The following is a 13,371-nucleotide window of genomic DNA, read 5'->3' as shown; positions in this document are numbered from 1 at the left end:
GACCGCGCCCATGGCCTATTTCGAACACGAAGGATGCACGCTGCATTACGAGGAATATGGCCAGGGCGAACCCTTGGTGCTGCTGCACGGCCTGGGCTCCAGTTGCCAGGACTGGGAGTTGCAGGTGCCGGTGCTCAGCGGCCACTACCGGGTGATACTCATGGACATCCGCGGCCACGGTCGCTCCGACAAACCCGCTGACGGTTACCAGATCGCCACCTTCAGTGCCGACCTGCTGGCCCTGCTCGAACACTTGCACACAGGCCCGGTGCACTTCGTCGGCCTGTCCATGGGCGGCATGGTCGGCTTCCAGTTTGCCGTCGACCACCCTCAATGGTTGCGCAGCCTGTGCATCGTCAACAGCGCCCCCGAGGTCAAGCGTCGCACCCGCAGTGACTGGCTATGGTGGTTCAAACGCTGGAGCCTGGCGCGCGTGCTCAGAGTCGAAACCGTCGGCAAGGGGCTGGCCGAGCGGCTGTTCCCCAAACCACAACAAGCAGACCTGCGGCAGAAGATGGCCCAGCGCTGGGCGCGCAATGACAAACGCGCCTACCTGAAAAGCTTCGACGCCATCGTCGACTGGGGCGTGCAGGAACGCATCGGGCAGATTCACTGTCCTACCCTGGTGATCGCCGCCGACCACGATTACACGCCGATACAACTGAAACAGCGCTACGTCGCCCTCATACCCAACGCCAGGCTGGTCGTCGTCGACGATTCCCGGCACGCTACACCCCTCGATCAACCCGAGGTCTTCAACCAGACCCTGCTGCAGTTCCTCGCAGCCGCTTCCACCTCTCAAGGATCTTTGAGCCCATGCTGAAAAAACTCCTGCTCACCGCCTGCTCGGTCGCCTTTGCCACCAGTGTCATGGCGTCCGACAAGACCCCGCACGTCCTGCTGGACACCAGCTTCGGCCAGGTCGAAATCGAACTGAACGCCGAGAAGGCGCCGCTCAGTACCAAGAACTTCCTGGAGTACGTGGACAGCGGCTTCTACAACAACACCATCTTCCACCGCGTGATCCCGGGCTTCATGGTCCAGGGCGGCGGTTTCACTGACCAGATGGTGCAGAAGAACACCAACGACCCGATCAAGAACGAGGCCAGCAACGGCCTGCAGAACACCCGCGGCACCCTGTCGATGGCGCGCACGTCCAACCCGAACTCGGCCACCAGCCAGTTCTTCATCAACGTCGCCGACAACGACTTCCTCAACCCGGGCCGCGACGCCGGTTATGCCGTGTTCGGCAAAGTGACCAAGGGCATGGAGGTGGTCGACCAGATCGTCAACTCGCCGACCACGATCAAAAAAGGCATGCGCGACGTACCGGCCGATCCGGTCTATATCAAGTCCGCCAAACGTATCGACTGACCGCAGGCTTCACAAGGATGTGAAACCGCCTGAAGGTCGGACGAACAGGAGTGTTGTCGCCCATGCTGTACCGCCGTTTCGAAAGACTGATCGATATTTTCCGCGAGGCACCGAGCGAAGCCCCCCCGAGCACGGTGTGGCCGTTCTACCTGTATTACCCTGCGCCAGGTGTGGCCCAGCTTCGTGGCCCTGCTGGTGGTCGGCCTGGTCGCCTCGCTGATCGAGGTGGCGATGTTCAGCTACCTCAGCCGCATCATCGACCTGGCCCAGGGTACGCCCAATGCCAACTTCTTCAGCCAGCACAGCGGCGAGCTGATCTGGATGCTGGTGGTGATTCTGCTGCTGCGGCCATTGTTCTTCGGCCTGCACGACCTGCTGGTGCACCAGACCATCAACCCCGGCATGACCAGCCTGATCCGCTGGCAAAACCATACCTATGTGCTCAAGCAGAGCCTGAACTTCTTTCAGAGCGACTTCGCCGGGCGTATTGCCCAGCGCATCATGCAGACCGGCAACTCGCTGCGCGATTCCGCCGTGCAGGCGGTGGACGCGCTATGGCATGTGCTGATCTACGCCATCACCTCGCTGGTGCTGTTCGCCGAGGCCGACTGGCGCCTGATGCTGCCGCTGCTGGCGTGGATCGTCAGCTACATTGCCGCGCTGTTCTACTTCGTGCCACGGGTCAAGGAGCGCTCGGTGGTGTCTTCGGACGCACGCTCCAAGCTGATGGGGCGTATCGTCGACGGCTACACCAACATCGCAACGCTGAAGCTGTTTGCCCATACCGACTACGAACAGCAGTATGCGCGTGAGGCAATCCGCGAGCAGACCGAGAAAACCCAGCTGGCCTCCCGGGTGATCACCAGCATGGACGTGGTCATCACCACCCTCAATGGCTTACTGGTGGTCGCCACCACCGGCCTTGCCCTGTGGCTGTGGAGCCAATCGCTGATCACCGTGGGTGCCATCGCCCTGGCCACTGGCCTGGTGATCCGCATCGTCAACATGTCGGGTTGGATCATGTGGGTGGTCAACGGCATTTTCGAGAACATCGGCATGGTGCAGGACGGCCTGCAGACCATCGCCCAGCCAGTCACCGTCACCGACCTGCCCAATGCGCCGGCACTGAAGGTCAGCCGCGGCGCGGTGCGTTTCGATGACGTCGACTTCCATTACGGCAAGGCCACCAATGTCATAGAAGGGCTCAACCTGGACATCCGCCCGGGCGAGAAAATCGGTTTGATTGGCCCGTCCGGGGCAGGCAAGTCGACCCTGGTCAACCTGCTGTTGCGCCTGTACGACGTACAGGGTGGGCGCATCCTCATCGACGGCCAGGACATTGCCAAGGTGAGCCAGGCCAGCCTGCGTGCACAGATCGGCATGATCACCCAGGATACCTCGCTGCTGCACCGCTCGATCCGCGAAAACCTGCTGTACGGCCGCCCCGGTGCCAGCGATGCAGAACTGCACGAAGCTGTGCGCCGCGCGCGGGCTGACGAGTTCATCCCACAGCTTTCGGATGCCCAGGGCCGCACCGGTTTCGATGCCCATGTGGGCGAACGCGGGGTCAAGCTGTCGGGTGGCCAGCGCCAGCGTATCGCCATTGCACGGGTGCTGCTGAAGAACGCGCCGATCCTGATCATGGACGAGGCCACCTCGGCGCTGGATTCGGAAGTGGAAGCGGCGATCCAGGAAAGCCTGGAGACGCTGATGCAGGGCAAGACGGTAATCGCCATTGCCCACCGGCTTTCCACCATTGCCCGTATGGACCGGCTGGTGGTGCTGGACAAGGGGCGAATTGTGGAGAGTGGCAGCCACAGTGAGTTGCTGGAGCAGCAAGGGCTGTATGCCCGGTTGTGGCACCACCAGACCGGAGGTTTTGTCGGGGTCGATTGACACCTGTGCGGCCTTTTCGCGGGTAAACCCGCTCCTACACAGGTTCGCTATCGTTGTAGGAGCGGGTTTACCCGCGAAAAGGCCGGCACAGGCAACACAGATCTCTCAGTCCCGGCGGTAGGGCAACATCCCACGCGCCTCCTCGGCATACCCCTTGACCCCTTCCCGTTCCTGCAGCAGAAAATCCTCCACCGCCCGCCGCAACCCCGGGTGCAGCAGGTAATGCCACGACCGCGTCAACACCGGCTCGAACCCGCGTATCAATTTGTGCTCGCCCTGTGCCCCGGCATCGAAACGCTGGTAACCCTCGGCAATGGCAAAGTCCATGCCCTGGTAGAAACACGTCTCGAAATGCAGCCGGTCGAACTCATCCAGGCAGCCCCAGTAGCGGCCAAACAGGCTGTCGCCGCCCACCAGGCTCAAGGCCATGGCCACATCACGCCCACCCTGGCGGGCCATCACCACGCGCACCGCCTCGGGCATCCGCTCGGCCAGCAGACTGAAAAATTCGCGCGTCAGGTAGGGGGCACGACGGCGCACCGCATAGGTGTTGGCATAGCACAGAAAGACGAAATCCCACTGTGCCTCGTCCAGTTCATCACCGCGGTACCAGCGGAAGTCGATACCCTGCCCCGCCACCTGCTCGCGCTCCTTGCGCATCTGCTTGCGCTTGCGCGAGCTGAGGCTGTCGAGAAAGTCCTGGAAGTCGCGATACCCCCGGTTTTGCCAGTGAAACTGGCAACCCAGGCGTTCCATCCACCCAGGCAGGCCCGCCAACTGCGCGTCCAGCGCCGGGTCGGTGAAGTTGATGTGCGCTCCGGACAGCCCACCCTTGCCCAGATACTCCGGCAGGGCCTGCAGCATCAACAAGCCGTCAGCCGGATCGGCCGCCAGCAGCCGTGGGCCGCTGACCGGACTGAACGGCACAGCGCCAAGCAGTTTTGGGTAGTAGGCGATACCGGCCCGCTCACACGCATCGGCCCAACCATGATCGAACACATACTCGCCAAACGAGTGCCATTTGCGGTACGCGGGCAACAGCGCCCGCACCTGCCCGCCTCGCTCCAGCACCAGGTGCTCGGCGGCCCAGCCAGTGTTGCGCGCCACGCTGCCGCTGTCCTCCATTGCACTGAGAAAAGCATGGCGCAGGAAGGGTTGGCCGGCTGGCACAAGGGCATCCCAGGTGGCCGTCGGCAGATCACGCAGGTGGGCAAGGCTGTACAGGCTGGTCACGTTTTTGGCTCGCTGTCTGAAGACCGTCAGTATCCCCAAGGAAGGCCCGTCGCTCAAATGACGAACGCCGGGTGGGTCCTTTAATACTCAATTACTTAACAACAGTGCCACTAATCAGACATTAATCTGTCATTGGCCCCCGCAATACTTGCGCCTGTTTTCCGGAACCCTAGAACCTGTCTATTCAGGCCCTTTCCGAAGACATGCCAACGCAGGGGCAGGCGCTTGAGCCTCCCCCATTTTTTTCAGTAGGGAGAACCTTATGCGTCTTGTTTCCACACTTACCGGAGTAAGCCTCACCGGCATGATGCTGGCCCTGAGTGCCCCGGCCAGTGCTGCTGTCGACGCCAAGCTGCTCGAAATGCTCCGCGCCAATGGCTCGATCAACCAGGCGCAGTACAACGAACTGCAGGGCGACCTGGCAAAAGAAACCAAGGAAAAGGCCGACCAGAAAGCTCAGTCCGAACGTATGAGCTCCTTTGAACAAAAAGTGGCATGGGCCGCCAAGACCCAGATCAAGGGTGACGTGCGCCTGCGTTACGAAGACGTCAACGTCGACGATCCGAACAGCAGCAGCGGCAACCAGGACCGCCAGCGAGTACGTGCCCGTGTCGGCTTCTACAGCGAGATCAACCCGCAGGTTGACGCTGGGGTTCGTATCGCCACTGGCAGCAGCGCTGACCGACGTTCGACCAACCAGAGCTTCGACAACTACTTCGACAAGAAGTCGCTGTGGGTCGACCTGGCCTACCTCGACTGGCACCCGACTGCAGTCCCTAACCTGCACCTGATTGGCGGCAAGATGCAACAGCCTTGGGTGAGCATGGGCGACATCATCTGGGATAGCGACATCAACCCGGAAGGTGTGGCGGCCACTTACAAGGCTGACCTGGGCGGGGCCGAAGTGTTTGCCAGCGCCGGTCAGTACACCTTGAAGGACAACGTCGATGGTGACGGCGTCCAGTACAAGCACGATGCGCAGGTCTACCACGGCCAGTTGGGCGCCAAGTTCGCGCCGGCCGACGTGCTCAAGCTCACCGTGGGTGCCAGCATCTATGGTTACGACAACGACAAGGAAGCCGCCATCCTGCAGTCGTTCGGCAACACCACCAACGAGTTCAATCTGGTGGAAGGCTTTGGCCAGATCGACTTCACTGGCTTGGCCATTCCGTTGTCGGCCTATGGCCAGTACGTGAAGAACACCGACAGCACCGACGGCGAAGATCAGGCCTGGCTGGCTGGCCTGAAAACCAAAATGGGTGCCTGGAGCCTGGACTACAACTACCGCGATGTGCAGCGTAACGCGGTAGTCAGCCTGTTCACCGATTCGGACTTCGGCAACGGCTACACCGGTTCGCGCGGTCATAAGTTCAAGGTCGGTTACGAAATCGACAAGAACTTCTCCCTGGGTGCTGCCTACCTGATGGCCAAGACCGACCTGTCGCAGCTGCCGAACAGCAATGCTGACGTCGACACCCTGCAGGTAGACCTGGAAGCCAAGTTCTAAGCAACACCCTGCTCTGCTTCACTTGAAGCGGGAAACGCCGACCCCATCCGGCGTTTCCCGCTTCTTTTTGCCTGTGTGAAATGCGCCGGCCCCTTCGCGGGCTTGCCCGCTCCCACAGAATCACCACAGACCTTGAGAACTGTGCTGTACCTGTGGGAGCGGGCAAGCCCGCGAAGAGGCCGTAACAGGCGCCTGATGAATCAGCGCTTGCGCAGAATCACACTACCAATCGAATACCCCGCACCAAACGAGCTCAACACGCCCAACGAGCCTTTGGCCAGGTCATCCTGGTACAGGTGGAAGGCAATCACCGACCCCGCCGAGCTGGTATTGGCGTAACGGTCCAGAATCACCGGTGCTTCTTCCTCGGCCACTTCACGCCCCAACAGCTTCTTGACGATCAGCTGGTTCATGCTGAGGTTGGCCTGGTGCAGCCAGAAGCGCTTCACGTCGCCCGGTTGCAGCCCATTCTCCTGCAGGTGCTCCCCGATCAGCTCGGCCACCTTCGGGCACACCTCGCGGAACACCTTGCGGCCTTCCTGGATGAACAGCTTGTCCGCAGCGCCTTCACCCTCTTCCGCCGCACGGTTGAGGAAGCCGAAGTTGTTGCGGATGTTGTTGGAGAACTCAGTCCAGAGCTTGCTGCTGACGATGTCGAACTGGTGCGCCGAAGTGGCCTGGTCGGCACGCTCCAGCAACACGGCGGTGGCGGCATCGCCGAAAATGAAATGGCTGTCGCGGTCACGGAAGTTGAGGTGGCCGGTGCACACTTCGGGGTTGACCATCAGCACCGCCCGCGCCTGGCCCAGCGCTACGCTGTTGGCGGCGGTCTGGATACCGAAGGTGGCCGACGAGCAGGCCACGTTCATGTCGAAGGCAAAGCCCTGGACACCCAGTGCCTGTTGCACTTCGATGGCGATGGCCGGGTACGGGCGCTGCAAGTTGGAGCAGGCGACGATCACCCCGTCGACATCGGCCGCCGTTCGGCCTGCGCGCTCCAGGGCCTGGCGGGCAGCGGCCACGGCCATTTCACACAGCACCGACGGTTCATCGTTGCTGCGCTCGGGCAAGCGCGGCTTCATGCGCTGCGGGTCGAGGATACCGGCCTTGTCCATGACAAAGCGGCTCTTGATGCCCGAGGCCTTTTCGATAAACGCCGCGTCGGAGAGCGGCGCCGCCTCGACTTCACCGCGCTCGATGGCGGCAGCGTTGTCCTGGTTGAACTGCTGCGACCAGGCGTTGAAGGAAGCCACCAGCTCTTCGTTGGAAATGCTCTGGGCCGGGGTGTACAGGCCGGTGCCGCTGATCACGACGTTATGCACGGTCGTTCCTCTGGTCAAAGGCCACCGCCACAGGGCGCTGGCTGGAAACATGACAGGTTAATGGCACTTTAGTGCCAATTCAGGGGCCTACGTTTACCCCCGCGCGGCGGGCTTATCCGCCAAGGGCCGCAAAGCGGCCCCAAACGCCCCAAAGTTTGCCACAAATAATGGAGGTTAGCCTTCCACCTGACTCCATTGTTTGCTCAATCGCTTGTCAGAAATCGGCACCTTGGTCCCCAACTGCTGGGCAAACAGCGACACGCGATATTCTTCCAGCCACCAACGGTACACAGTCAGTTGCTCATCGCGCTTGCCTTCCTGGGCATGCTTGTCGGCACGGGCCTTGTACTGCGCCCACAAATTGGCCAGCTCGCCGCTCCACACCCGGTCCTTCTGTACTTGCGAGCCGAGTTTCTCGAGGCGCAACTCAACCGCCTTGAGGTAACGCGGCAACTCCTTGAACCACACCCCAGGCGTTTCGCGTACGAAGCCCGGGTACACCAGGTTGGCTAGCTGCTGCTTGATGTCGTTCAGTGCCACCGCTTGGCTCAGGTCGATCTTGCCCTTGAAGCGCTTCTGCAGCCCATGCCACAGCTTCAGCACTTCCAGGGTCTGCCTTGCCAGGCGCTCGGCATGCTCGGCCCAGCTGCCGCGCTTGCGTTCAGCCAGCGCGGCCAAGGCCGCACCATCACGTGGCAACGGTTGTTCGCCTTCAAGGATGCAACTGTCCAGGCTGGCCAGCAGAATGTCTTCGACCAGCGCCTCGACCCGCCCCATTTCACGGTACAGCAGGCCCAGCTCGGTCAGCCCCGGCAGCTTGCCGCGCAGGAACTTGGCCGGCTCGGCCAGTTGCTGCAGCAACAGCCGTTGCAAGGCGCGGCGGTGCTGAAACTCGGCTTCGGCCTGGGTCGAGAAACGCCCTTCACGCACAGTGCCGTTGTCTTCCACCAGCGCCGGGTACACGGTCATCGACAGGCCGGCGATCTTCTGCTGGGCGGTCTGCTTCACTTCGCTGAAGGCCTTGGCCTGCACCGGCTGCTCACTCTTGGCGTCACGCGGCACGGCCAGGGCAGCCTGGCTGGCGGCAGCAAAGCGCGCGGTCAGTTCCGCCAGGTCGCGGCCTTCGCCAAGGAACTTGCCCTGGCCATCGACCACTTCGATGTTCATGCGCAGGTGGCCTTCGACCTGGTTGACCGACTCGTCCCAGGCCTCATCCGACACACGTGCACCGGTCATGCGCAGCAGCTCCTGGCCCAGGGCCTGCGGGAGCGCCCCTTGGCCGAAGGTCATGCGCGCCAGCGAAGCCTTGACAAAGTCAGGTACCGGGACAAAGTTCTTGCGCAGGGCCTTGGGCAGGTTGCGCACCAGCGCCACGCACTTGGCCTCCAGCAGGCCCGGCACCAGCCACTCCAGGCGCTCGCCCGGCAGGCTCGGCAACAGCGGCGCCGGCACCCGCACCGTCACACCATCGCGGGGGTGGCCGGGCTCGAAGTGGTAGCTCAGCGGCAGGCGCAAATCGCCCACCTGCATACTGTCGGGGTACTGTGCGGCGGTCACTTCGCTGGCCTCGCGGGCCAGCACGTCCTCCTCGCGCATGATCAGCAGGTTGGCGTCCTTCTGGCTGCCCATGCGGTACCAACTGTCGAAGGTCGCCGTCTGGTGGATTTCCGCCGGCAGGCGCGCTTCGTAGAAAGCGTACAGCGTTTCTTCGTCAGCCAGAATGTCACGCCGGCGAGCCTTGGCTTCCAGCTCGTCCAGCGCTTCAAGCAGGCGTTTGTTGGCCGCCAGGCACTTGGCCCGCGACTGGATTTCGCCACCCACCAGGCCTTCACGGATGAACAGCTCGCGCGAGGTCGCCGGGTCGATCGGGCCGTAGTGCACCGGCCGACGGCCGACCAGGATCAGCCCGTAGAGCGTGATCTGCTCGTAGGCCACCACCTGCCCGCGCTTCTTCTCCCAGTGCGGCTCGAAATGGTTTTTCTTGATCAGGTGGCCGGCCAGCGGCTCGATCCAGTCCGGCTCGATCTTGGCCACCATGCGCGCATACAGCTTGGTGGTTTCGACCAGCTCGGCAGCCATGACCCACTGCGGGCGCTTACGCCCCAGGCCCGACGATGGATGCACCCAGAAGCGCCGCTGGCGGGCGCCCTGGTAGTCGCCCTCTTCGGTCTTCTGGCCGATCTGGCTGAGCAGCCCGCTGAGGATTGCCTTGTGCATCTTCTGGTAATCGGTCGGTTCCTTGTTCACCGTCAACTGCAGGTCACGGCAAATCAGCGCCAACTGACGATGAGCATCGCGCCACTCGCGCAGCCGCAAGTAGTTCAGGAACTGCTTGCGGCACCAGTTGCGCAGCGGGTTGGCAGTCAGCGCCTGGCGTTGTTCCTCGAAGCCGCGCCACAGGTTGACCAGCGCAGCGAAGTCCGAGTCCACGTCCTTCCACTGTGCGTGCGCCTGGTCGGCGGCCTGCTGGCGTTCTGGAGGGCGTTCACGCGGGTCCTGCACCGACAGCGCACTGGTGACAATCAGCACTTCCTGCAGGCTGCCCAGGCGCGCGCCTTCAAGCAGCATGCGGCCCAGCCGCGGGTCGATCGGCAAGCGCGCCAGCTGGCGGCCAATTGGCGTCAGCTGGTTCTCGCGGTTAACCGCCGAAAGCTCCTGCAACAGGTTGAAGCCGTCGCTGATGGCTTTGCCATCCGGCGGCTCGATGAACGGGAAAGCATCGATTGCGCCCAGGCGCAGGTGCAACATCTGCAGGATCACCGCCGCCAGGTTGGTGCGCAGAATCTCCGGGTCGGTAAACGCTGGCCGGCTGTTGAAGTCCTCTTCGCTGTAGAGACGCACGCAAATGCCCGGCTCGACCCGGCCGCAACGGCCTTTACGCTGGTTGGCACTGGCCTGTGACACCGCCTCGATCGGCAGGCGCTGGACCTTGGCGCGGTAGCTGTAGCGGCTGATGCGCGCGGTACCGGTGTCGATCACATAGCGGATGCCAGGCACGGTCAGCGAGGTTTCGGCGACGTTGGTGGCCAGCACCACCCGGCGCCCGGTGTGCGGTTGGAAGATACGCTGCTGCTCGGCCGGCGACAGGCGCGCGTACAGCGGCAAAATCTCGGTATGGCGCAGTTGCGCCTTGCGCAGAATCTCGGCGGCATCACGGATTTCCCGCTCGCCCGGCAAGAAGATCAGCACATCGCCCGGGCCCTTGCCTTCGCTGCGTTCGTGGTGCGCCAGCTCGTCGAGGGTGGCAAGGATGGCCTGATCGACAGTGAGGTCATCCTCGATCTGGTTGCCCTCTTCGTCCTGCTCGCTGGTCAGCGGGCGGTACCAGGTGTCCACCGGGAAGGTGCGCCCGGACACCTCGATGATCGGCGCACCGTCGAAGTGCCTGGAGAAGCGCTCCAGGTCGATGGTGGCCGAGGTGATGATCAGTTTCAGGTCCGGTCGGCGATGCAGCAACGTTTTCAGGTAGCCGAGCAGGAAGTCGATGTTCAGGCTGCGCTCGTGCGCTTCGTCGACGATGATCGTGTCATAGCGTTCAAGGAAGCGGTCATGCTGGGTTTCGGCCAGGAGGATGCCGTCGGTCATCAGCTTGACCAAGGTGTTGGAATCGCTCTGGTCTTCGAAACGCACCTGGTAGCCGACCAGCGCGCCCAAGGGCGTGCCCAGCTCTTCGGCGACTCGCGCGGCCACGCTACGCGCTGCGATCCTGCGTGGCTGGGTATGGGCGATCAACCCATGGCTGCCACGGCCAAGCTCCAGGCAGATTTTCGGCAACTGGGTCGTCTTGCCAGAGCCGGTTTCGCCGGCGATCACCAATACCTGGTTTTCGGCCAAGGCCTTCTTGATTTCGTCACGCTTGGCGGCGATGGGCAGGTTGTCGTCGTAGCGTACGGTCGGCACGCTCTGCTGACGCGCGGTGACCTGAGCGCAGGAGGCCTGGACCTTCTCCACCCACTGCGCCAGCTTCGCCTCGTCGGGGCGCTTGCGCAGTTCGTGCAGTTGCCGGCGCAGGCGATGGCGGTCGGCAATCATGGCGTGGTCGAGGTTTTGCAGCAGTTTGTCGATGGCGTGGTCAGTCATGGGGCTTTTTAGTGATGCAGGTGAGCCTGCTTTTTCATGATCGGCATTCGGAAAGTCGGGCGATTGTCGCAGATTTGCGGATTCTCTGCTGCTTGCACGCTCCCTGTGGGCGCGGCCTTGTGTCGCGATAGGGCTGCAAAGCGGCCCCAGCAACTTCTGAATGGTCGCTGATGGTCGGGGCCCGCTACGCGGCCCTTTCGCGACGCAAGCCCGCTCCCACATTGACCGTGATGCTTTCAACACGATTGTTTAGCCAAGTGCGATGTAAAGGTTGCCATTCACTGCTTTAATCAACCTTACGCCGCATGTGAGTATCAAAGGCATGACTCCCGCCCAGCCTATCGCCCCACCGTCGTCCCGCCCTTCGCTACCGAAGGCCCGGAGCCGTGCCGGGGAAAATCCGCTGGTCCACATCATCCTCGCCTTCTGGGCCTTGTGGCACTGCCGTCACGCGCGCCCACCGGACACCTCGCTCACGCCATTGTGACCAAACCCGGCCAGCGTCTGGCCGTTTGACTCAACTGGGCCGCCTGCTTGCGCGGCGGCCCTGCGCGCCTATGAGCGAATTGATCATGCACTTTGCCCCTGTAGAGCAGGCTACCCGTTTTCTGGCCGACAACCCCGATATCGAGCTGTTCGAACTGTTCATCCTCGACGCCAACGGTGTGCCACGCGGCAAGCTGTTGCACCGCGAGGAACTGCTGGCCGTGTACCAGACTGGCCGGCCACTGCCCAGCACCATCCTTGGCCTGACCCTCAATGGCGACGACGTGGAAAACTCCGGCCTGGTGTGGGACGTCGGCGACATCGACTGCCGTGCCTACCCGCTTGACGGCAGCCTGGTGCGCCTGCCCTGGCGCCGGGTGCCCACCGCCGCAGTGCAGGTGAGCATGCACCCCAGCGAGGGGCTGCCGGCCAGCATCGCGGACCCACGCCATGTGCTGCTGCACACCATCGAAGCGTTGAAGGCCGATGGTTATCACCCGGTGATGGCCTGCGAGCTGGAGTTCTACCTGCTTGACCAGCAGCGTGATGCCCAGGGCCGCCCACAACCGGCACTGGACAACGATGGCGGCCGCCCCCGCAGCACCCAGGTCTATGGCCTGCGCGAACTGGAGCAGATCGAACCGTTCCTCGCCGACCTGTACGCTGCCTGCAAGGCCCAAGGCATCCCGGCGCGCACGGCCATTTCCGAGTACGCCCCGGGCCAGGTGGAAATCACCCTGGAGCATGGCGATGCGCTGCAGGCGATGGACCAGGCGGTGCGCTACAAGCGCCTGGTAAAAGGTGTGGCCCATGCCCACGGCATGCAGGCCTGCTTCATGGCCAAGCCATTTGCCCAACTGGCCGGCACCGGCATGCACATGCACCTGAGCCTGGCCGACAGCGCCGGCAACAACCTGTTCGCCAGCGAAGACAAGGCCGGCACCCCGCTGCTGCGCCAGGCCGTGGCCGGCATGCTGCGCCACCTGCGCGACTCGCTGCTGCTGTTCTGCCCCAACGCCAACTCGTACCGACGTTTCCAGGCCAACAGCTATGCACCCCTGGCGCCAACCTGGGGCGTGGACAACCGCACCGTGAGCCTGCGCGTGCCAGGTGGCCCGGCCAACAGCCGGCATGTGGAGCACCGCATCTGTGGCGCGGATGCCAACCCTTACCTGGCTGCAGCGGCGATCCTTGCTGCCAGCCACTGGGGCATCCGCGAACAGCTTGACCCAGGTGCGCCCGTTGAAGGCAACGGCTATGCCCAGGCCACCGAACACCTGCCCACTGACTGGCTGACCGCCCTCGACGCCCTGCAACATTCCGATTGGGCCCGTGAAGCATTGGGCGAAGACTTCCTTGGCGTGTACCTGAAGGTCAAGCGCGCCGAGTACCGCCAGTTCATGGCTGAAGTCAGCGAACAGGACTGGCGCTGGTACCTGCACCAGGCCTGAGCCCCTACAAAACAAGGAACAC

Annotated in this window: 7 protein-coding genes and 1 pseudogene; 5 read left to right on the top strand and 3 right to left on the bottom strand. The window is 62.9% G+C overall.

The window, feature by feature from the left end; genetic code table 11:
• Positions 1–10 precede the first annotated feature (10 nt).
• From ACZ889_RS10830 to ACZ889_RS10820, 3 genes and pseudogenes are all read left to right on the top strand, one after another.
• Positions 11–823: an alpha/beta fold hydrolase gene (locus tag ACZ889_RS10830; protein ID WP_047604241.1), complete on the top strand. Its 813-nt coding sequence runs from the start codon at positions 11–13 to the stop codon at positions 821–823.
• A complete protein-coding gene (locus tag ACZ889_RS10825; protein WP_047604243.1) occupies positions 817–1,374 on the top strand; it encodes a peptidylprolyl isomerase in 558 nt (185 codons plus the stop codon). The genes ACZ889_RS10830 and ACZ889_RS10825 overlap by 7 nt, the downstream gene beginning before the upstream one ends.
• 62 nt (positions 1,375–1,436) lie before the next feature.
• Positions 1,437–3,270: pseudogene (locus tag ACZ889_RS10820) on the top strand (ABC transporter ATP-binding protein).
• A gap of 105 nt (positions 3,271–3,375) precedes the next feature.
• Here ACZ889_RS10820 and ACZ889_RS10815 read toward each other — a convergent pair.
• On the bottom strand, positions 3,376–4,503 hold the full coding sequence (locus ACZ889_RS10815) for a GNAT family N-acetyltransferase (protein ID WP_014859466.1): 1,128 nt from the start codon (positions 4,501–4,503) through the stop codon (positions 3,376–3,378).
• A 262-nt stretch (positions 4,504–4,765) separates the two neighbouring features.
• Here ACZ889_RS10815 and ACZ889_RS10810 point away from each other — a divergent pair, with 262 nt between their 5' ends.
• Positions 4,766–6,010, top strand: coding sequence for a putative porin (locus ACZ889_RS10810; RefSeq protein WP_003254615.1), 1,245 nt, complete (start codon positions 4,766–4,768; stop codon positions 6,008–6,010).
• Between the two features lie 200 nt (positions 6,011–6,210).
• On the opposite strand, the gene ACZ889_RS10805 is transcribed toward ACZ889_RS10810, so the two are convergent.
• A complete protein-coding gene (locus ACZ889_RS10805; RefSeq protein ID WP_049587008.1) occupies positions 6,211–7,332 on the bottom strand; it encodes a beta-ketoacyl-ACP synthase III in 1,122 nt (373 codons plus the stop codon).
• Between the two features lie 174 nt (positions 7,333–7,506).
• On the bottom strand, positions 7,507–11,412 hold the full coding sequence (gene hrpA / locus ACZ889_RS10800; RefSeq protein ID WP_476257374.1) for an ATP-dependent RNA helicase HrpA: 3,906 nt from the start codon (positions 11,410–11,412) through the stop codon (positions 7,507–7,509).
• Between the two features lie 572 nt (positions 11,413–11,984).
• Between hrpA and ACZ889_RS10795 the strand changes: the two genes are divergently transcribed.
• Positions 11,985–13,349, top strand: a complete 1,365-nt coding sequence (locus ACZ889_RS10795; RefSeq protein ID WP_180690152.1) for a glutamine synthetase family protein — start codon at positions 11,985–11,987, stop codon at positions 13,347–13,349.
• Positions 13,350–13,371: the final 22 nt, after the last annotated feature.

It is taken from the genome of Pseudomonas sp. TE3895 (assembly GCF_056278855.1).
This window is presented reverse-complemented; position numbering and strand designations above follow the sequence as displayed.